This window comes from Ensifer sp. LC163 (genome assembly GCF_001695855.1).
GTDB lineage: Bacteria > Pseudomonadota > Alphaproteobacteria > Rhizobiales > Rhizobiaceae > Ensifer.
In genome coordinates this window covers 158579-176839 of the sequence record NZ_MBSS01000056.1, presented here as the reverse complement: position 1 = coordinate 176839, position 18261 = coordinate 158579, and the positions used below count along the sequence as shown (strand labels likewise).

Here is an 18261-nt window from a genome sequence, read left to right as displayed (position 1 = left end):
GGCTCAGCGGATCAATGATTGGCCATGATCTCCGCCTATAATCATCCTTTCAAACCAAGGGAGGATGCGATGAGAACTTGGGAAGCAATGCACCCCGGCGCGCGCTGGATAACGCCTGAAACGGACTTGCGCACGGTGGCAAGGATCATGCGTGACGAAGACATCGGCGCTCTGCCGGTCGGCGAAAACGATCGCCTTATCGGCATGGTGACGGACAGGGATATTGCAGTGCGGGCGTGGGCGAACGGCCACGATGCCGCGTCGCTGACCGCGCGCGACATCATGACGAAGGATATCGTCTACTGCCGCACGAGCGAAACGCTCGAGGACGCCGTTCGCCTGATGGAGGCCAAGAAGATACGGCGCCTGCCGGTGATCGATGACGAAAAACGTATGGTCGGTATGTTGTCGCTGGGCGATATCTCCCATGCGAGCAGCCGTGAACTGACGACCGGATTGGTCAAGGCCGTAACCGCACATCACGCATGAAATGCGACCGCTGGCTTACTGCATGTTTCCTTAAATCCCATCCGATTTAAGGACAAAAACATGCAGAAATTCAAAGTGCTACAGCGCCGCGCGTCTGCTAAGACGCGCGGCGCTGTAGGGTGTTCCCCTCGCCGCGTCACGGCGGCGGGGGGAAGGACTTTGTCTGCCAACGCGTCACCGCTGACGAAAGCGTCAGAAGCGGTAGGTGATGCCTGTGCCGATCAGCCAGGGATCGAGCTTGACCTTGCCTGTCACTGTGCCTGCGCCCGGCAGGGTCGCGTTGACCTCCGGTTCGAGGAACAGTTTCTTCACGTCGAAGTTGATGCCCCAGTGATCGTCGAGCTTGATGTCGACGCCGGCCTGCAGCGCAACGCCGAACGTGTTCTTGAGGTTGAAGCTGGAGAAATCTCCCTTGGCCTTTTCATCGTAGAAAATGGTGTAGTTCACGCCGGCGCCGACATAGGGCTTGATCGTGTCGGTGAGATTGACGTGGTACTGCAGCGTCAGCGTTGGCGGCAGCAGCCAGGCCTTGCCGATCTCGCCGAGACCGGCGATCGAGCCGCTGCCCCTTGCCGTGTGAGGGGTCGTGCCCAGGATCAGTTCGGCCGCAAGATTGTCGGTGAAGAAGTAGGTGATATCGAGTTCGGGCACGACGGAATTGCTGACGCCGACCTTTTCGCCGTCGAGCGACGTGCCGTTCAGCTGCACCGATGCCTTGTCCTCTGGCAGGACGGCGAGCGCGCGGGCGCGGATCATCCATGGGCTCTGCTCGCTTGCGGCCGGCAGCGCAGGGGCGGGTTCGCTCGGTGCGGTCAGGTCTGCAGCCCGAGCCGCGGTGACCGGGGCCGCCAGCAAGACGAGCGTGGCGGCGGTTGGCAGGATGGAGCGAGTAAACATGATTCCGGACCCCCAGAAGAAGTTAAAAATTGCCATTCAGGGCATGCGGCGGCAGTGAATCTGCGGCCGGCGGCACTATGGGCAACTCCGCTCGACGAGGGGTTGTTCTAGATCAAGGTGGTTTGCCAGTTGGTGGGGTGGCCGCCGCCGCGAGATTCGCGCGTGGCGAATGCTAACGGCTCCAAACGCTCAAGCCGGCATGCGTGGAATGCTGGCAAGCAACCGCTGGGTATAGGAATGCTGTGGCGCCGCCAGGATATCGCGCGTCTTGCCGCTCTCGACCACCTGTCCCTTTTCGAGGATGACCATCTCCTCGCAAAGCGATGCGACGACGCCGAGGTCGTGTGACACGAACACCAGCGTCAGCGTTGCCGACAAAGTCTTGAACAGTTCGACGATGCGGATGCGGGTCGAAAGGTCGAGAGCGCTGACGGCTTCATCGGCAAGAATGATCTGTGGACGGGCGACGATCGCGCGCGCGATGGCGATGCGCTGGCGCTGGCCGCCGGAAAATTCATGCGGGTATCGCTCCATGGCGTCGAGGGGCAGGCCCACTGCCTCCAGCGCCTGTGCCACCGCATCCTTCCGCGGTCCGGCGATGCGCAGCGATTGCAGCGGCTCGGCGATGATGTCGAGCACCTTCTGGCGAGGATCGAGCGACGAGTAGGGATCCTGGAAGACCGGCTGTACCGAACGCCGGTAGCGGCGCATGAACGCGCCGTCGGCCGGATCGAGCACTTCGTCGCCGAAGCGGATTGTGCCGCTGGTGGGCCGTTCGAGGCCGAGCAGCAGTCGCAGCAGCGTCGTCTTGCCCGAACCGGACTCGCCGACCAGGCCGACGCTGGCGCCGGCGCGCACGTTGAACGAAACGTCTGATAAAACCTTGCGGTGACGGGAATAGCCGAAGTTCACATTCTGCAGGTCCAGCATCATGATCCGGTCCGTCCAAGGGCCTCGTCGAACATGCGTGCGGCGTCGACGAGCGTCTGCGTATAGTCGTGCGACGGGTTGGCGAACACGTCGATAACGGCGCCTTCTTCAAGCGCTATGCCGTCGCGCAACACCATCACGCGCTGCACCACTTCGGCAACAACAGGCAGGTCGTGACTGATGAAGAGCAGAGCCATTCCCGTTTCGCGCACCAGCCCATCGAGCAGCTTGAGGATTTCGGCCTGCGTGGTGACGTCGAGAGCCGTCGTCGGCTCGTCGGCGATCAGAAGTTTTGGGCGGCAGGCGAGCGCCATCGCGATCGCCACGCGCTGGCGCTGGCCGCCCGACACCTCGTGCGGATAGGCGTTGGCGATGCGCTCCGGCTGCGGCAGGGCGACCTTGTCGAGCAGATCCAGCACTTCGCGGCCAACCGCCTGACGCGACGCACGGCCCTGTTCACGCTGAAGCCTGCGGCGGACCGGCTCGGCAATCTGCTTGCCGATTTTCATCAGCGGATCAAGCGCTGTCAGCGGTTCCTGGAAGACGACGGCGGTCGCGACCCCGCGCAGCCGGTTCAAGTGCTTGTCTTCAGTCCCAACGATTTCCTGGCCATCGAGCACGATCGAGCCGGTCACAGAAATGTTCGGCGGCAACAGGCCGGTAATGGCCATCGCGGTCATGGACTTGCCCGAACCGGATTCGCCGATCAGCCCCATCCGCTCACCGGAGCCGATGGAGAATGACAGGTCCGAAACCACTGTCTTGCCGCCGGCGCGCACAGTCAGGCCCTGGACGGAAAGCAAGGCGCTCATCGTGATCTCCTGCGTGTCGGATCGCCGACATCCCGCAGCCCGTCGGCAAATAGGTTCATGCCGATGACCAGCGCGACCAGGGCAATGCCGGGCGCAATCGAGCCGACGGGGGCCGTATAGACCGTGCCTTGGGCTTCCTGCAGCAACCTGCCCCAGGACGCGTTCGGCGGCGGTGCGCCAAGGCCGAGATAGGAAAGCGACGCCTCCGCGATCACGGCCAGGCCGAATTGCAGTGCGAAGTTGACCGAGAGCGTCGGCCATATATTGGGTAGCACATGCCATGCGACCACACCTAGCCACGAGGTGCCGGAGGTCCGGGATGCGATGATATAGTCCTGGCGCAGCACGCGCTTGGCAAGGATGCGCGTCAAGCGGGCGACGATCGCCGAGATCGCCAGGCCGAGCGCCAGGATCGCCGACCACAGGCTGGCGCTGTCGCTGGCAGCGACCACCAGCATCGCCAGCAGCAGTGTGGGAAACGCGATCAGGATATCGAGGGTCGCGGCCATCACATCGTCGAGCAGGCGCGTCGCGAAAGCGGCGAGTATACCGAGTGTCACGCCGATCGAGGCGCCGATCGCAACCGCGCCGGTACCGACGATCAACGCGGTGCGCGCGCCGATCATGATTTGCGTCAGGTAGTCTCGGCCGAGCCGATCCGTTCCGACCCAGTGCAGCCATGACGGCGCTTCGAGCCGACCGCCGGAGGCATTGAGCGGATCGTAGGGCGTCCAGAACAGGGTGAGGATGGCGACAACGACGTTCAGGCCGACGAGCGCGAGCCCGATGGAAAGCGACAGCGAGTGTCTGCGGGCCGGTCTATCCGTCGAAAGGTCCAGCGAGGTCATGTTGCAGCTCCTGTCGCCCGTTCCCGCAAGCGGGGATCGATCAGCCGCTGAAACAGATCGGCGGCAAAGCCGATCAGCAGCACGAGCAGGGTTGAGATGAACAACACGCCCTGGACATTGGGATAGTCGCGCTGCTCGATTGCCAACAGCAGCATCGAGCCAAGGCCGGGCAGGGCGAACACCCGCTCGACCACGACTGCGCCAAGCAGGGTCGTTGCAAGCTCGATGCCCAGGATCGAAACGATCGGCACGGCGCCGTTGCGAATGCCATGTCGGATCAGCGCCTGCGAGAAGCTGGCGCCGAGCGCGCGGGCGGTTCGCAGGTAGTCGCTGCCGAGAACGTCCTGTGTCGCGGATCTGATGTAGCGGATCAGCGAGGCGGCCATGACCAGCCCGATCGTCAGGACCGGCAGTGCGAGCGCATACAGAACCTGGCCCTCGTTCTGCCAGCCGCGACGGGGATAACCGCCCGAGGGAAAGAGCCGAAGATTGACCGCAAAGACGGTGACGAGCAGGATTCCCACCCAGAAGACCGGGATGGCGATGCCGAGCTGCGACACGGTCGAAATGGCCGCACCGTACCAGCGATTGGCCTTGACCGCCGACAGGATGCCGAGCGGAACGGCAATGGCGATCGCAAGCGCAAAGCCCAGCAGCGCCAGCGGCACCGTTACGGTCAGGCGGGCGGCGATTTCCTCGACAACGGGCTTGCCGCTGACGAAGGATGTTCCGAGATCGAAGCGGGCGAGATTGCCGACGAAGCGCAGGAACTGCTCCCAGAGCGGCAGGTTGGAGCCGACCTGTTCGCGCGCTGCCTCGATCTGTTGCTGATCGGCGCCAACGGAAAGCAAGGCGTTCGCCGGGTCTCCGGGCAAAAGGCGCAGCAGCACAAACAGCACCACCGCGGCGATCAGCAGCGACAGGATCAGAATGGCGAAGCGGCGCAGAATATAGGCGAAAATGGTGGGCTTCCTTTTATCCGACGGGCGTAACACCCGGGCCCGGAGCGCTGGCTTTTGCACATAATCAACCGGGAGGCTACTGCATAATCCCCTAAATCGTCATCGGTTTCAGCGGAAATTATGCAGCACGTTCCGAGCGCTACAGCGCCTTGGTGCGGCGCACCTCGCCCGCGGCGCTGTTTTGCATCCGGGTAGGAACAGACTGACTTGGCGTTGCCTTGCGGAGGGAATGGCGTGGCATAGCCGTCAACGCAAAGGAGCCCCCAAATTGCTCGAGGGCTCCCTTCTTGAGCGTGCGATCGCGGCAGATCGTCTAGAAGAAGGTCGGGATCAGTTGCCGCTCTTCTTGATGTTGTAGGCGAAGAACTGCGAGTTGAGGCCGTTGACGGGATAACCGGTGACGGCCGAGCTCGAAACCACGATCTGCGGATAGAGATAGAGCCAGTTGCTGGCAGCGTCCTCGGCAATGATGCGGTTTGCCTCCGTCAGCTTGGCCGTCTGCGCGTCGGTGTTGGCCGCGGCTTCCGATTCCTTGATCAGGTCGACGACATCAGGGTTGTTGTATCCCCAGTAGAAGTCGGGATTGCCGTAGAACACGATGTCGCGGTGATTGACGTGTTCCTGCAGTGTCGCCTGGAAATCGTGCGCCTTGTAGACCTTGGTGTACCACTCGTTGGCGGTGATGACGTTGATCTCGACCTTGATGCCGACCTTCGCCAGCTCGCTCTGGAGGAACTGGGCGACGATCGGATGCGGGTCGTAATTCGGCGTGTCGAGCTTGAACGAGAAGCCATCGGCAAAGCCGGCTTCCTTCAAGAGCGCCTTGGCGCTTTCGACGTCATAGGCATCGACGCCGGTGAGGTCGACGTACCACGGATCGGTCGGCGGCACGAAGGAGCCGATCAGCGTGCCGTATTCCCCCCAGATCGACTGCAGCAGCTTCTTGTCGTCGATCGCGCGGGCGATGGCCTTGCGGACCTTGACGTTGTTGAAGGGCTCGACCCTGTCGTTGAACGCCAGGAGCTCCTTGGTGGTCGACTGGCCGGCGGTCACCGTGAAATCGGGATTGTCCTTGAACTGGGCAATCGAATCCGGGCTCTGCACGCTGGTGATGACATCGACGGCACCCGTCAGCAGCGCATTGTTGAGCGCAGTGGCGTCGGTGAAGTACTGGAAGACGACTTCGCCATTGGTCGGGGCCGTGCCCCAGTATTTGTCGTTGCGGCTGAGCGCCAGCGACGAGCCGCGGCGCCACTCGTCGAGGCGGTAAGGGCCCGTGCCATCTTCGCCGGCGTTGAGATCCTTCGCCGCGTCGTTGACGATCCAGACATAGCTGAGGTTGTAAGGCAGCGAGATGGAGCGGGCGGAAAGCTTGACCACCACCGTCTGATCGTCGGGGGTCTCAATCCCGCTGATCGTCGCCAGGCTCTTCTTGCGCGAGCTCTTGGAATCGGGCGCGACCACGCGCTCGATGCTGTGCTTCACGTCCTGTGCCGTCAGCGGGTCGCCGGAGTGGAAGGTGACGTTCGGCCGGAGCTTGAAGGTATAGGTGAGGCCGTCTTCGCTGATTGTCTGTTCGGCCACGAGACCGGGAGTGACGTCGCCCGCATCGGTCAGTGTGAACAGGGCCTCGTAGACGTTGCCGTTGAAGGCTTCGTTGATGCCCTGGCCGGCGCCGGCGGTGTTGTCCAGGTTCTGCGGTTCATAGAGCGAGCCGATGACGACGGAGGCATCCGGATCGAAGTTTGCGTCCTGCGCGAGCGCTGCCGTGCTCGTCGACAGCATGGCCAAAGCTGCGGAGGCGAGGATCGAACGCCTGCCTTTCCGGCTCAGCCTCGAAAGTTCGCCCAAGTCGATCGTGTTGCCAGTCATTTCCCTAACTCCTGCATATATACTCATCACGCGAGGTCGCGCTTGCCGTCCGAATGTACACATCGGGCGGTTGCGATGCATCATACAAATTCCCTACCAATTTAGTGGGAATTTTGGTTCGTTTTGTCGTGCCAAGTTGAAATTTGCACCCGCGGCAGGCCCCGGCAAGCGAAGGGCGTTCCCGAATTAGAAGATGCAGCGGGGCGATTAGTGCTGCGCATATCGCCGCGACCAGCGCCCCGGAATCTTCAGAACCAGGACGCACAACAGGCCGGCTAGGATCGCCGGTGCCCAGAGAGAGAACTGCCCGAAACGATGTTCGAGAATGGCGCCGATGATGGCGCCGCCGAGCATCCCGATCCAGGGGACGATCTGGATCGTCCATTGCATGTTGCCCGTGCCGATGATCCATCGGCCCAAGCCACGGCCGAAGCGGGACAGGGCGCCCGTTACATAGGTAAGACCGATCGGTAGTCCCTCGATATGCTCGACGGAGGCGTTCACGACACCCATCGCAAGGACGATGAAATAGAAGCGCAATTCGTTCGGTAGGTGGTCGCCACCGGCAGCGGTAAGGGTGAGGATAAGGGTGACGCAGCACAGGACACCACCGGCACGAAACCTGCTCGCGACGATCGTTCCCATGGCATTGCCGATGACGAAGACTGCGAGCGAGCCGAGAAGGATGAGCGACCGTAGGATGTTGCCGTCGGCAATGGCGGTTGCGGCGCGCGTCGTGTTGCCGCTCATGAAGGAGACGAAGTCGCCCACCGTCAGCAGGCCGATCGCGTCGGTCATCCCGGCCAGGAAGGAAATGAGCGCGACGACGAGAAGCGCGGTCCCGGTTCGCTGGCGCTTGATGATCCGACGCCGTCGCTGAAAAGTCATGATGCTGCCCCGCCGTTTTCCTCAGGCTTAATCCGCCGACCGCGAGAATGGAAGTCACCCGGTATAGGTGCGCTTTGACGAGGCGGGGTAGGCATGATCGTCGCGTCATGCGTCGCTGTCTGTCCACAGACGGAGCGCCTCAAGAAAGCACAAAAATTTCGAGAGCCGGCAAAAGGATTCGACAGTGAAGGGAATCTGATATATCGCTTGATTAATCGTTTAATCATCGATAACGGAAAACACGGCCTTGGCGCGTTCCGGACCAAAACTGACGAGGATTGCCAGAACACTGGGCGTCTCCGCGGCGACGGTTTCCAACGCGCTCTCCGGTAAGGGGCGTGTCTCTGCCGAACTGGCCGAGAAGATCCGCGCGACGGCAGCTGAACTCGGCTATGTCCCGAGCCTCGCGGGCAGGGCGCTGCGCACCGGCCGCACTGCCGCCATCGGCCTCGTGCTTCCCGATATTGCCAATCCGCTCTTCCCGCAGATCGCCCAGGCGATCGAACTGGCTGCGTCTTCGGCCGGCTACGGCGTTCTGATCGCCGACTCCCGCGGTGACGTCACCACCCAGACCAAGGCCATCGAGCGGTTGATCGACCGTGACGTCGACGGCATGGTGATCGTGCCTCGGCGTGGCACGCGCATCACCGATGTCGGCTGTCCCGTGGCCGTTATCGATACGCCGTCGACACCGGGCAATACGGTTGCCGCCGACCATTGGGGCGGTGGCCGGCAGATCGCCGAACACCTGAAGGCGCTTGGCCACCGGCGCGTTCTCGTCATCGGCAACAATCCTGCCTCCAACGTGCAGAACGATCGCATCGGCGGTATTCGCTCGGCGCTTGCCGAGGGCGCGTTCGTTGAAACGCTGTGGATCGAGCCGCTGGAGCGTGAGCAGGGCAAGGGCTGTCCGCTCGGCCTCGCCGAGAAGGTTGCGGAGGGCTTTACCGCCTTTGCCTGCGTCTCCGATCTTCACGCGCTCCGCGCACTGACCGAGTTGCAGCGGGCCGGCATCAACGTGCCGGAAAAGGCGAGCGTCACCGGCTTTGACGATCTCATCTGGTCGCCGGTGGTGACGCCGGCGCTGACCACCGCACGCATGGACATGACCCGGATTGCCGCGATCGCCGTCGGAGCGCTGGTAAAGGCGATCGGCGAGCGCGATCCGACGGATGCGGCCATCGGCGCGCCGGTAACCGCCGACGACGCCGAAGTGCCGATGCAGCTGGTCGTGCGGCAATCGAGCGCCGCACCGCCCAGGATACAATTCCAGCCTGGCCAGACGACTGCCAACGCCAGAACCTCAGCCCCAGAAGGAGAACACCAGCCATGAAGAAGATCCTGCTCGCTTCCAGCGCGCTTTTGCTCGTCGGCGCCAATGCCGCTTCCGCCCAGGAAAAGACGCTGACCATTTCCGTCTACGGTTTTGCCCAGGACGCTTTCAAGGAGCTGGTCTACACACCCTTCGAAGCCAAATGCGGCTGCAAGCTGGTGGTGGAGACCGGCAACAGCGTCGAGCGCCTGGCGAAGATGGAAGCCAACAAGGCGAGCCCGGTTGTCGACATGGCGGTCGTCTCCATGGCTGACGCTCTCTCGGCCTCGCGCGCCGGCCTGATCGAGAAGATCGACAACACGAAGCTCACGAACTTCAACAAGCTCTACGATATCGCCAAGGATCCGAACGGCGACGGCATGAGCGTCGGCTACACCTTCTACGCAACGTCGATCGTCTATCGCTCCGACAAGATGGAAGTGAACTCCTGGGCCGACCTGCTCGACGAGAAGAACGCCAGCCACGTTGCCTTCCCGAACGTCACCACCAACCAGGGCCCGCCGGCGCTCTACATGGTCGGTGAGGCGATCGGCAAGAATACGCCAGATCTGAAGGAAGCCATTGCCGCCGTCGGCGCGAAGAAGGACGACATCGTCACCTTCTACGTCAAGTCTTCGCAGCTCGTGCAGCTGATGCAGCAGGAAGAAATCTGGGCAGCTCCGATCGGTCGTTTCTCCTGGGAAGGCTTCACCAAGCTCGGCCTGCCGATCAAGTGGGCGGCGCCGAAGGAAGGCCAGACCGGCGGCATGAACGTCATGGTTCTGACCAAGGGCGCCAAGAACCAGGACCTGGCGCTGGAGTTCATGGACTTCTGGCTCTCGACCGAAATCCAGACGGCCCTTGCCGAAAAGCTGGTCGACAGCCCGGCCAACAAGGACGTGAAGGTCGCGCCGGAGATCGCTGAAAACCTCACCTATGGCGAGGAAACCGTGAAGAGCCTCAAGCTCATTCCGTCGGCAGTCGCCCTCGACAACCGCGAAGCCTGGCTTTCCGAGTGGAACGCCCAGGTCGGCCAGTAACAGCCAACGCCAAAAGCCCCCATCACCATGATGGGGGCAGTTTGCGGCTGTCCGGCGACCTCAACCGACCCGCAATGATTGAACGCGACGAAAGGAAGACCAGGGATGTTTCAGAACCGCGCCGAGGCATTGGCGCTCGCTTTGCCGGCGGCGGTCTTTGCGGCGATCGTCTTTCTGGCGCCTGTCGTCATTCTGCTTGCCGAAGGCTTTCGCAGCGCCGACAGCTGGTCGCTTGTCGCCTATGTCGATTTCTTCACCGACCCGCTGAACCGCACCGTCTTCCTGCGCACGTTCCGGCTCGGGCTGATGGTGACGGCCGTCTCTGCCGTGATCGGCTATGCCGCAGCCTTTGCGATCGTCAATCTTTCGCCGCGCAACAAGGGGCAGATGATCGGCCTCGTCGTGCTGCCGCTGATGATTTCGTCGGTCGCGCGAACCTATGCCTGGATCGTCATTCTCGGGCGCACCGGCATCGTCAACCAGGCGCTGCAGCTCATCGGCCTTTCGGACGAACCGATCCGCTTTCTCTTCACCGAGACAGCCGTGTTCATCGGCCTGTTGCAGCTGTTTCTGCCGCTGATGATCCTGTCGCTGATCAGTGCGCTCGAGAACATGCCGAAGGACGCCATCCCAGCGGCGCGCGTATTGGGTGCCAACTGGTTCCAGGTGTTCTGGAAGGTCATCCTTCCGCTGACCAAGGAAGGTCTCGTCATTGGCGGAACGCTGGTCTTCACCGGTTCGCTGACCGCCTATATCACCCCGGCGATCCTCGGCGGCTCCAAGGTGCTGATGCTCGAAACGCTGCTTTATCAGCGCGTCACCGTCGCCAGTGATTTCGTCTCGGCGAGCGTCATTGCCTTCATCCTGATCGTCATGAGCTTTGCCGCCAATCTGCTCCTGAAACGGCTCGCCACCGCGAGGAACAAGCGATGACTCCCCGCGTCTTTTCTCCCCTCGTCCTGCTCCTGGTGATCGCCTTCCTGATCGGGCCGTTCTTCATCATCGTCGCGGCATCGCTGTCGGGCGGCGAGACCCTGGCCTTCCCGCCACAGGGGTTCTCGCTGAAATGGGTCGCCAAGGTCTTCACCGTCGAAAGCTTCCGTGAAAGTTTTGCGGTGTCGATGTTCCTTGCCATCGGCGGTACCGCCATGGCACTCGTGCTCGGCATTCCCGCATCCTACGCCCTTTCGCGCTACAAGCTGCCCTTCGGCGAGACCGTGCGCACGATCGTGTCCCTGCCGATCATCGTGCCGGGTATCATCGTCGGCCTGGCGCTGCTGCGCTATATCGTCGTGCCCTTCGGTTTCAACATCACCCTGGCGCTGTTCCTTGCGCATACGGCGCTGGTGCTGCCCTATGCCGTGCGCGTCGTGTCGGCGAGCCTCAACAACCTGCGCTCCGACATCGAGGAGGCGGCGGTGCTGCTCGGCTCCTCGCGCGCTGGCGCCTTCTTCCGTGTGGTGATGCCGAACATTCGCAGCGGCATTCTCGCCGCCTTCATCCTCGGCTTCGTGACGAGCTTCAACCAGGTGCCGGTCTCGCTGTTCCTGTCCGGCCCGGGCGTGCGCACGCTGCCGATCGACATGCTCTCCTACATGGAGATCACCTATGACCCGTCGGTTGCGGCCCTTTCGGCGCTGCTCGCCTTCATGTCCATCGGCATCGTTTTCCTTGCCGAACGCTTCCTAGGATTTTCCCGTTATGTCTGACGCCGCCTTCCTCAGTCTCGAAAAGCTCACGCTCGCCTACGGCGATACCATTGCGGTGAAGGATCTCGACCTGTCGATCCGCAAGGGCGAATTGGTGGCGTTCCTCGGGCCGTCCGGCTGCGGCAAGACGACGACGATGCGCTCGATCGCCGGGCTGCTGACGCCGGCGTCGGGCCGCATCAGCCTTGACGGTACCGACATCACGCGGGTTTCCGCCAACAGGCGGTCGGTCGGGCTCGTCTTCCAGTCCTATGCGCTCTTTCCGCATCTGTCGGTTTTCGAGAATGTCGCTTTCGGTCTGCGCCTGAAGAAGCTGCCGGCAAGCGAGATCGAGACGCGCGTGACGGCCGGCCTCAAATCCGTGGGCCTGTCGAAGTTCGCTACGCGCAAGCCGGCCGAGCTTTCCGGCGGTCAGCAGCAGCGCGTGGCGCTTGCCCGCTCGATGGTGATGGAGCCGAAGGTTCTGCTGCTCGACGAACCGCTGTCGAACCTTGATGCCCGGCTTCGCCTCGAGATGCGCACCGAGCTGCAGCGCGTCCAGAAGGAAACCGGTGTGACGATGATCTTCGTCACTCATGATCAGGGCGAAGCACTGTCGCTCGCCGATCGGATCGTGGTGATGCTGAACGGCGCCATCGAGCAGATCGGCACGCCCGAGGACATCTACAACCGCCCGGTTTCCCGTTTCGTTGCCGACTTCGTCGGCTTCGAGAACATTTTCGCGGCCGAAGGCGGCAAGCTCAAAGCCGCAAACGGCCCGATCGCCCTTTCCGAATCCCTGCCGCCTGACACGGCAGGGCTTGCGTGGCGTCCGCGCATGGTGACCCTTGGTTCAGGTCCTTTCCAAGGCACTGTGCGCGGAGCCTCTTTCTCCGGCAGCACACGCGAATATCTGCTCGATACGCCGCTCGGTGCGATCAAGGCCGAGGAGGATGCGGGCCTTGCCGCGCATCAGCCGGGCACGGAGCTTACCTTCGATCTGCCTGTCGCCAAGGCGGCACGGCTCGAGCGGTTCGGGTAACCAGCAATGGGGATCTGGATCGATACGGATATGGGCTTCGACGACATCGCAGCGGTGCTCGTCGTTCTCCATGCCAATGAGACGCTTGACGGCGTCTCGCTCGTCTTCGGCAATACGCCGCTCGAACAGGTCAAGCGCAATGCCGCCAGCGCGGCAATGGCATTCGGCTGGACGTTCCCCATCCATGAGGGACGTGCCTTGCCCGTGCTCGGCAAGCTGGAAACGGCGGAGCGGATCCTCGGCGAAACCGGCATGCCGACCGCCGGCCTGACGCTGCCGGCGGCGTCAGCGCTGCCAGTCAGCGATGCCTTTGCCGCACTCTGCCGCTGGTTGGAGGAGGCAAATGAGCCGAGGCGCATCCTGGCGCTCGGCCCGCTTACGAACCTCGCGGCACTCTGCCTTGCCCGTCCGGATCTGGCGGCGAAGATCACCGATCTGACCTGGATGGGCGGTGGCGTCACCAGTGGCAACCATACGGCTTCCGCCGAATTCAACGCCTTCGCAGACCCGGAAGCTTTGGCGATCGTGCTGGCGCACGAACTGCCGTTGCGCATGGTAGACCTCGACCTCTGCCGCAAGGTCTTCGCCTATCCCGATGATATTGCACCCATTCGTGCCGCAGGCGGTGTCAATGCCGCGCTGATTGCCGATCTGCTGTCCGGCTACGTCTCCATTGGCACAAGCCGCGGGCGTCCGTGCATGGCGATCTATGATCCGACCGCCGCAGTCGCATTCGTCAATCCCGGTGCGGTCTCCTTCCGCAAGGCGCGCATCGATACGGAGTTGGCAGGCACGCTTACCCGCGGACGTACGGTGGTCGAGGTCCGTGAAAGCCATGCCGCCTTCAACGCCGAATATGCCACCGACGTGCATGCAGAAACGGCACGAGCCCAGATCCTCGGCGCGTTGATGAAGGAAGCCGCCAAGTGACCCGTCCGCAGGAACCGATGGACCTGATGGATCCGGCGCTGCGCGCACGTGCCGTCGCAGCGGCGCGAGGGGGCGCGGCGTTCGACATACTCATCACCGGCGGCGTTGTCGTCGACATGGTCACCGGTGAAAGGCGCGCAGCCGACGTCGGCCTTGTCGGTCCGCTGATAACCAGTGTGCATGCTCCTGGTACCCGCAGCGATGCCGCTTCGATCGTCGATGCCGCCGGTGCCTTCCTGTCGCCGGGCCTCATCGACACGCACATGCATGTCGAAAGTTCGATGGTCACGCCTGCGACCTATGCCGAGGCGGTGTTGCCGCGCGGTGTCACGACGATCGTCTGGGATCCGCATGAGTTCGGCAATGTCAGCGGCATGGCCGGCGTGCGCTGGGCTGCGGATGCCATCGCTGACCTACCGCTGCGCTGCGTTCTGCTGGCGCCCTCCAGCGTACCGTCCGCGCCGGGCCTGGAACTGGCCGGCGCCGACTTCGATGCCGATGCCATCGCCACCATGCTCTCCTGGCCGGAGATCGGCGGCATCGCCGAGATGATGAACATGCGCGGCGTTATCGATGGCGATCCGCGCATGCACGCCATCGTCCAGGCAGGACTTGCCGCGGGCAAGCCGGTCAATGGCCATGCACGCGGCCTTGCCGGTGCGGACCTGCAGGCCTTCGTGACCGCGGGCGTCAGCTCGGATCACGAACTGGTCTCCGCTGACGATCTGCTGGCCAAGCTTCGCGCCGGGCTGTCGATCGAACTGCGCGGCTCGCATGATCACCTGTTGCCCGAGTTCGTCGAGGCGCTGAATGCTCTCGGCCACCTGCCGCAGACCGTGACGCTTTGCACGGACGATGTCTTTCCCGACGATCTCGATCGTGCCGGCGGGCTTGACGACGTCGTGCGGCGGCTCGTGCGCTACGGGCTGAAACCCGAATGGGCGCTGCGCGCCGCGACGCTGAACGCCGCTGCTCGCCTCGGCCGCGTCGACCTCGGCCTCGTGGCTCCGGGGCGGCGGGCGGATATCGTGGTCTTCGAGGATCTCGAGGACTTTCGCGCACGTACGGTGATCGCCGGCGGCAAACAGGTCGCGATGGCCGGGCGGATGATCGATGCCTTGCCGAAAGCCGACGTCGAGGTGCTTGTCGGCACTATGAAGATCGAACCGTTGATCGACACCGATTTCGCCATTCCGGCGACGGGTTCGAAGGTGCGTGTGGCGACGATCGATCGCCCCCGCTTTACGCAATGGGGCGAGGTCGTGGCTGAGGTCGAGGACGGTTTTGTCGTTCCGCCGCGAGGCGCGACGCTGATTGCCGTCGCCCATCGCCATGGCCGCGCCGACAGCAGGCCGCGCGTCGGACTGCTCACCGGTTGGGGAGCGTGGCGCGGCGCTTTCGCGACCACCGTTTCGCACGACAGCCACAACCTGACGGTCTTCGGCGGCAATGCCCGCGACATGATGGTGGCGGCCAATGCCGTCATCGCCGCCGGTGGGGGTATGGCTGTCGCATCCGCAGGCAAGATCGACGCGGTGCTACCATTGCCGCTGTGTGGCCTCGTCTCCGATGCACCGTTGGCGGATGTGTCCGCTGGCTTTGCTGCACTGCGCGATGCTGTCGGGCGGGTCGTGGATTGGCAGCCGCCCTACCTCGTCTTCAAGGCCTGCTTCGGAGCGACGCTAGCCTGCAATGCTGGGCCGCACCAGACCGATCGCGGCATTGCCGATGTGGTGACGGGAAGGCTTCTCGAAAATCCCGTGCTCGAAGTGCTCTGATGTACCAAGGGGCGACGATTGTCGCCCCGCGACTGCTTTCGCTGAACACCGCGAACCCGGAGGCAGGAGGCGTCCCTGCGTAACGCGGTCGGCATGTCGCCGGAGTTTGCTGCGGCGTGGACGTCTGCCTCGGATCTGCTCGGGCTGGTCCTCGTTCCAGACGTGCAGCGCAACAGCGGCCGTCGCGATTCTAAGCGAGACAGGATCCGATCAACGGTCTGCCGAAGCGCTCAACTCCTGCTCCACCAATGTCGTCCAGAAGGTGACGCCGGGGCCGATCGCCGCGTCGTTGAAGTCATAGGCTGTGTTGTGGTGAAGGGCGCCATCGACGGCAGGTCCGTTGCCGAGCCAGACGTAGCACCCAGGGGCTTCGAGCCCGAAGAAGGCGAAGTCGTCGCCCGCGGTCGATGGCGGAAACCGCGTGCGGGTCTTTTCGCCGAAGACCGCACGGGCTGCCGAAAGCGCACGTTCGCTCGCGTCGGCATCATTGACCACGGGCGGAATGCGACGTTCGAACGCGTAGTCGACCTTGATGCCGTACATCTCGGCGGTGCCTCGCGCCAGACGGCCGATCTCTTCCTCAAGCTGGTCGCGGACTAAAGGCGTGTAGGCGCGCGCCGTGCCGCCAATCTCGACCGTGTCGGGGATGACGTTGAGCGCCTTCGGGTCGCCGGCGCGCACGGAGCAGGCGCTGACGACGGCCGGCTGCAGCGGATCGACGACGCGGCCGACGATCGATTGCAGCGAGGCGAGGAAGGTGCCGGCTGTCGTCACCGGGTCGCGGCCGAGATGCGGCTTGGCGCCATGGGTGCCGACACCACGGAAGGTCAGCCGCCAGCTGTCGGAGGAAGCGAGCTGCGGCCCGGCCACCACGGCCATCTCGTCCGGGTCGAGGCCGGGCATGTTATGCAGGCCGTAGACCGCGTCGCAGGGGAAGAGTTGGAAGAGGCCATCCTCGACCATGCGCTTCGCGCCGCCGCGACCTTCTTCGGCCGGTTGAAAGATGAAATGCACCGTGCCGGAAAAATTGCGCGTCCCGGCGAGGTGGCGGGCGGCGCCAAGAAGCATGGCGGTGTGGCCGTCATGGCCGCAGGCATGCATCTTGCCGTCTTCTTTCGACTTGTACGGCCGTTCGGCAAGCTCCGGCATGGCGAGCGCATCCATGTCGGCGCGCAGGCCGATCGAGCGGGTGCCGTTGCCGATCTGCAAAGTGCCGACGACGCCGGTTTTTCCAAGGCCACGGTGGACTTTAAGGCCGGCTTCTTCAAGTAGTTTCGCGACCAGATCGCTTGTGCGAACCTCCTCGAAGCCAAGCTCCGGGTGGGCGTGCAGATCGCGACGGAATTCGGTGAGGAAGGGCAGGTCGTTGATGATCCCATCTGGCACGCGCATTGTCTGGCAGTTCCTTGCATGTCTGTTGGAGCAGGGCCCGTCGAATTCCCCAGATTTGCGTCTGCCGGGGCGCCCTTTCGGTTTGATCGAAGTGGTAAACGGTATAGACGAAAACCGCCGGAACCAGAACAGTGCGCCGGTGTTTTCATCGCCTTTCGTTCGAAGCCTGAGTGGCGCAGAAGAGGACAGTACCGATGCAGCCGTATGAATTCTGGCAGGATGTGTTTCCGCCGAAAAGTTTCGATATTGGAAGCGGTTATCGCGATTTCTTCCCGGCAACTCTTGAAGACGGTCGCCAGATCCCGCTACCGATCCGGCCACTCTCCGATGGCAAACATGCGCTGGCTTCGCTGATCATCAACCAGGCGAGTTTCGCGGTCGAGGAAGCTCTGGCAACGGAACTGGCCGCAAGGCTCGCGCCGTTCGAACCGGACGTCATCGCCGGCTTGCCGACGCTGGGGCTGACCTTGGCCGCCGCCGTCGCCCGCAAGCTTGGCCATGCGCGTTATGTGCCGCTCGGCACATCGCGCAAGTTCTGGTATGTCGACGACCTCTCCGTGCCGCTGTCGTCGATCACTACGCCCGACCAGAAGAAGCGGCTTTACGTCGATCCGCGCATGCTGCCGCTTCTTGAGGGCAAGCGGGTGGGGCTCGTCGATGACGTCATCTCCAGTGGCACGTCGATCGTTGCCGGGCTGACGCTCATGGAGACCTGCGGCATCGAGCCGATTGCGGTCGGTGCCGCCATGCTGCAGACCGAGCGCTGGAGACAGCCTCTGGCCGATCTAGGGCCGCATTGGCCGGAACGCGTGATGGGTGTGTTCCGCACACCCTTGCTGGCCCGGGCAGAAGACGGCGCCTGGCGCGCCGCCTAAGGCTATATCGCCCATGCATGCCTGCGTTACTGCGCCGGCCGCACCTTGTAATAGATGGTCGGCGCTACGCCGGAGGTCTTGGCGATGGTGTAGACGTCGTAGGACGCCTGCGGGTCGTTGCCCATGCCGAGCGAACCTGCGGGCATGCCGGGCACGGCAATGCCTGCGACATTCGGTCTCTCGGTCATGAGTTTTTGTACGGCCTCCAGCGGCACGTGCCCCTCAATGACGTAGCCGTCCATGACGGCGGTGTGGCAACCCTCCATGTCGACCGGCACGGCGAACCGGGTCTTGATCGGCGTCATATCGGCTTGATCGCGGATGTCGACCTTGAAGCCTGCGGCCTCCATCGCTTCCGCCCACTGTTCGCAGCAGCCGCATTGCGGGTCCTTGTAGACGGTCATCGGGCCTGCCGCGATCGCCGCTGAGGCTGTGAGCATTGTCATGCCCATGATCGCACCAACGATGAAATGTCTACTTTTGACGTCCAACATCGGACGCTCCTT

18 protein-coding genes are annotated in these 18261 nt (G+C 63.2%); 9 read left to right on the top strand and 9 right to left on the bottom strand.

Going from position 1 to position 18261, the window contains the following annotated elements; translation table 11 throughout:
• Positions 1–69: 69 nt before the first annotated feature.
• Positions 70–489: a CBS domain-containing protein gene (locus BC360_RS27140; protein ID WP_065797522.1), complete on the top strand. Its 420-nt coding sequence runs from the start codon at positions 70–72 to the stop codon at positions 487–489.
• 192 nt (positions 490–681) lie between these two features.
• On the opposite strand, the gene BC360_RS27135 is transcribed toward BC360_RS27140, so the two are convergent.
• The 7 genes from BC360_RS27135 to BC360_RS27105 all read right to left on the bottom strand — a co-directional run bounded on the left by BC360_RS27135 (position 682) and on the right by BC360_RS27105 (position 7698).
• Positions 682–1386: an OmpW/AlkL family protein gene (locus tag BC360_RS27135; RefSeq protein WP_065797521.1), complete on the bottom strand. Its 705-nt coding sequence runs from the start codon at positions 1384–1386 to the stop codon at positions 682–684.
• A gap of 189 nt (positions 1387–1575) precedes the next feature.
• Positions 1576–2322 carry an ABC transporter ATP-binding protein gene (locus tag BC360_RS27130; protein ID WP_065797520.1) on the bottom strand — a complete coding sequence of 249 codons (747 nt, stop codon included), beginning with the start codon at positions 2320–2322 and terminating at the stop codon, positions 1576–1578.
• Positions 2316–3128 (bottom strand): ATP-binding cassette domain-containing protein, encoded by an 813-nt coding sequence (locus BC360_RS27125; RefSeq protein WP_065797519.1) that lies wholly within the window; start codon positions 3126–3128, stop codon positions 2316–2318. Before BC360_RS27125 ends, BC360_RS27130 begins: the two co-directional genes overlap by 7 nt.
• Complete coding sequence (locus BC360_RS27120; protein WP_065797518.1) at positions 3125–3976, bottom strand: ABC transporter permease; 852 nt, start codon at positions 3974–3976, stop codon at positions 3125–3127. Before BC360_RS27120 ends, BC360_RS27125 begins: the two co-directional genes overlap by 4 nt.
• Positions 3973–4926 (bottom strand): ABC transporter permease, encoded by a 954-nt coding sequence (locus tag BC360_RS27115; protein ID WP_065797585.1) that lies wholly within the window; start codon positions 4924–4926, stop codon positions 3973–3975. Before BC360_RS27115 ends, BC360_RS27120 begins: the two co-directional genes overlap by 4 nt.
• Before the next feature lie 342 nt (positions 4927–5268).
• Entirely contained in the window at positions 5269–6723 is a 1455-nt protein-coding gene (locus tag BC360_RS27110) for an ABC transporter substrate-binding protein (RefSeq protein ID WP_413813789.1), read from the bottom strand.
• A gap of 294 nt (positions 6724–7017) precedes the next feature.
• Positions 7018–7698, bottom strand: a complete 681-nt coding sequence (locus tag BC360_RS27105; RefSeq protein WP_065784272.1) for a YoaK family protein — start codon at positions 7696–7698, stop codon at positions 7018–7020.
• Positions 7699–7945: 247 nt separating this feature from the next.
• Here BC360_RS27105 and BC360_RS27100 point away from each other — a divergent pair, with 247 nt between their 5' ends.
• The 7 genes from BC360_RS27100 to BC360_RS27070 all read left to right on the top strand — a co-directional run bounded on the left by BC360_RS27100 (position 7946) and on the right by BC360_RS27070 (position 15488).
• Positions 7946–9031 (top strand): LacI family DNA-binding transcriptional regulator, encoded by a 1086-nt coding sequence (locus BC360_RS27100; RefSeq protein ID WP_083222748.1) that lies wholly within the window; start codon positions 7946–7948, stop codon positions 9029–9031.
• Positions 9028–10050 (top strand): ABC transporter substrate-binding protein, encoded by a 1023-nt coding sequence (locus tag BC360_RS27095; protein WP_065797517.1) that lies wholly within the window; start codon positions 9028–9030, stop codon positions 10048–10050. Before BC360_RS27100 ends, BC360_RS27095 begins: the two co-directional genes overlap by 4 nt.
• A 105-nt stretch (positions 10051–10155) precedes the next feature.
• Positions 10156–10983 (top strand): ABC transporter permease, encoded by an 828-nt coding sequence (locus BC360_RS27090; RefSeq protein WP_065784274.1) that lies wholly within the window; start codon positions 10156–10158, stop codon positions 10981–10983.
• Positions 10980–11759, top strand: coding sequence for an ABC transporter permease (locus BC360_RS27085; RefSeq protein ID WP_065784275.1), 780 nt, complete (start codon positions 10980–10982; stop codon positions 11757–11759). The genes BC360_RS27090 and BC360_RS27085 overlap by 4 nt, the downstream gene beginning before the upstream one ends.
• Positions 11752–12780 carry an ABC transporter ATP-binding protein gene (locus tag BC360_RS27080; RefSeq protein ID WP_065797516.1) on the top strand — a complete coding sequence of 343 codons (1029 nt, stop codon included), beginning with the start codon at positions 11752–11754 and terminating at the stop codon, positions 12778–12780. The genes BC360_RS27085 and BC360_RS27080 overlap by 8 nt, the downstream gene beginning before the upstream one ends.
• 6 nt (positions 12781–12786) lie before the next feature.
• Positions 12787–13710 carry a nucleoside hydrolase gene (locus BC360_RS27075; RefSeq protein WP_065797515.1) on the top strand — a complete coding sequence of 308 codons (924 nt, stop codon included), beginning with the start codon at positions 12787–12789 and terminating at the stop codon, positions 13708–13710.
• Positions 13711–13727: 17 nt separating this feature from the next.
• Positions 13728–15488, top strand: coding sequence for an adenine deaminase (locus BC360_RS27070; protein ID WP_065797584.1), 1761 nt, complete (start codon positions 13728–13730; stop codon positions 15486–15488).
• A gap of 210 nt (positions 15489–15698) precedes the next feature.
• Here the strand turns inward: BC360_RS27070 and BC360_RS27065 are convergent, their stop codons facing one another.
• On the bottom strand, positions 15699–16880 hold the full coding sequence (locus BC360_RS27065) for a M20 aminoacylase family protein (RefSeq protein ID WP_065797514.1): 1182 nt from the start codon (positions 16878–16880) through the stop codon (positions 15699–15701).
• 194 nt (positions 16881–17074) lie between these two features.
• Here BC360_RS27065 and BC360_RS27060 point away from each other — a divergent pair, with 194 nt between their 5' ends.
• Positions 17075–17755, top strand: coding sequence for a phosphoribosyltransferase (locus tag BC360_RS27060; protein WP_065797513.1), 681 nt, complete (start codon positions 17075–17077; stop codon positions 17753–17755).
• 26 nt (positions 17756–17781) lie between these two features.
• Here BC360_RS27060 and BC360_RS27055 read toward each other — a convergent pair whose 3' ends face one another.
• On the bottom strand, positions 17782–18249 hold the full coding sequence (locus BC360_RS27055; protein ID WP_139110215.1) for a DUF411 domain-containing protein: 468 nt from the start codon (positions 18247–18249) through the stop codon (positions 17782–17784).
• Positions 18250–18261 lie beyond the last annotated feature (12 nt).

Bases quoted from the DNA above. Each gene is read 5' to 3' on its own strand.
- BC360_RS27075 (WP_065797515.1), top strand. From the start codon at position 12,787: ATGGGGATCTGGATCGATACGGATATGGGCTTCGACGACATCGCAGCG.
- BC360_RS27090 (WP_065784274.1), top strand. From the start codon at position 10,156: ATGTTTCAGAACCGCGCCGAGGCATTGGCGCTCGCTTTGCCGGCGGCG.
- BC360_RS27105 (WP_065784272.1), bottom strand. From the start codon at position 7,698: ATGACTTTTCAGCGACGGCGTCGGATCATCAAGCGCCAGCGAACCGGG.
- BC360_RS27070 (WP_065797584.1), top strand. From the start codon at position 13,728: ATGGACCTGATGGATCCGGCGCTGCGCGCACGTGCCGTCGCAGCGGCG.
- BC360_RS27135 (WP_065797521.1), bottom strand. From the start codon at position 1,386: ATGTTTACTCGCTCCATCCTGCCAACCGCCGCCACGCTCGTCTTGCTG.
- BC360_RS27065 (WP_065797514.1), bottom strand. From the start codon at position 16,880: ATGCGCGTGCCAGATGGGATCATCAACGACCTGCCCTTCCTCACCGAA.
- BC360_RS27125 (WP_065797519.1), bottom strand. From the start codon at position 3,128: ATGAGCGCCTTGCTTTCCGTCCAGGGCCTGACTGTGCGCGCCGGCGGC.
- BC360_RS27140 (WP_065797522.1), top strand. From the start codon at position 70: ATGAGAACTTGGGAAGCAATGCACCCCGGCGCGCGCTGGATAACGCCT.
- BC360_RS27060 (WP_065797513.1), top strand. From the start codon at position 17,075: ATGCAGCCGTATGAATTCTGGCAGGATGTGTTTCCGCCGAAAAGTTTC.
- BC360_RS27110 (WP_413813789.1), bottom strand. From the start codon at position 6,723: ATGCTGTCGACGAGCACGGCAGCGCTCGCGCAGGACGCAAACTTCGAT.
- BC360_RS27095 (WP_065797517.1), top strand. From the start codon at position 9,028: ATGAAGAAGATCCTGCTCGCTTCCAGCGCGCTTTTGCTCGTCGGCGCC.
- BC360_RS27055 (WP_139110215.1), bottom strand. From the start codon at position 18,249: ATGTTGGACGTCAAAAGTAGACATTTCATCGTTGGTGCGATCATGGGC.
- BC360_RS27080 (WP_065797516.1), top strand. From the start codon at position 11,752: ATGTCTGACGCCGCCTTCCTCAGTCTCGAAAAGCTCACGCTCGCCTAC.
- BC360_RS27085 (WP_065784275.1), top strand. From the start codon at position 10,980: ATGACTCCCCGCGTCTTTTCTCCCCTCGTCCTGCTCCTGGTGATCGCC.
- BC360_RS27120 (WP_065797518.1), bottom strand. From the start codon at position 3,976: ATGACCTCGCTGGACCTTTCGACGGATAGACCGGCCCGCAGACACTCG.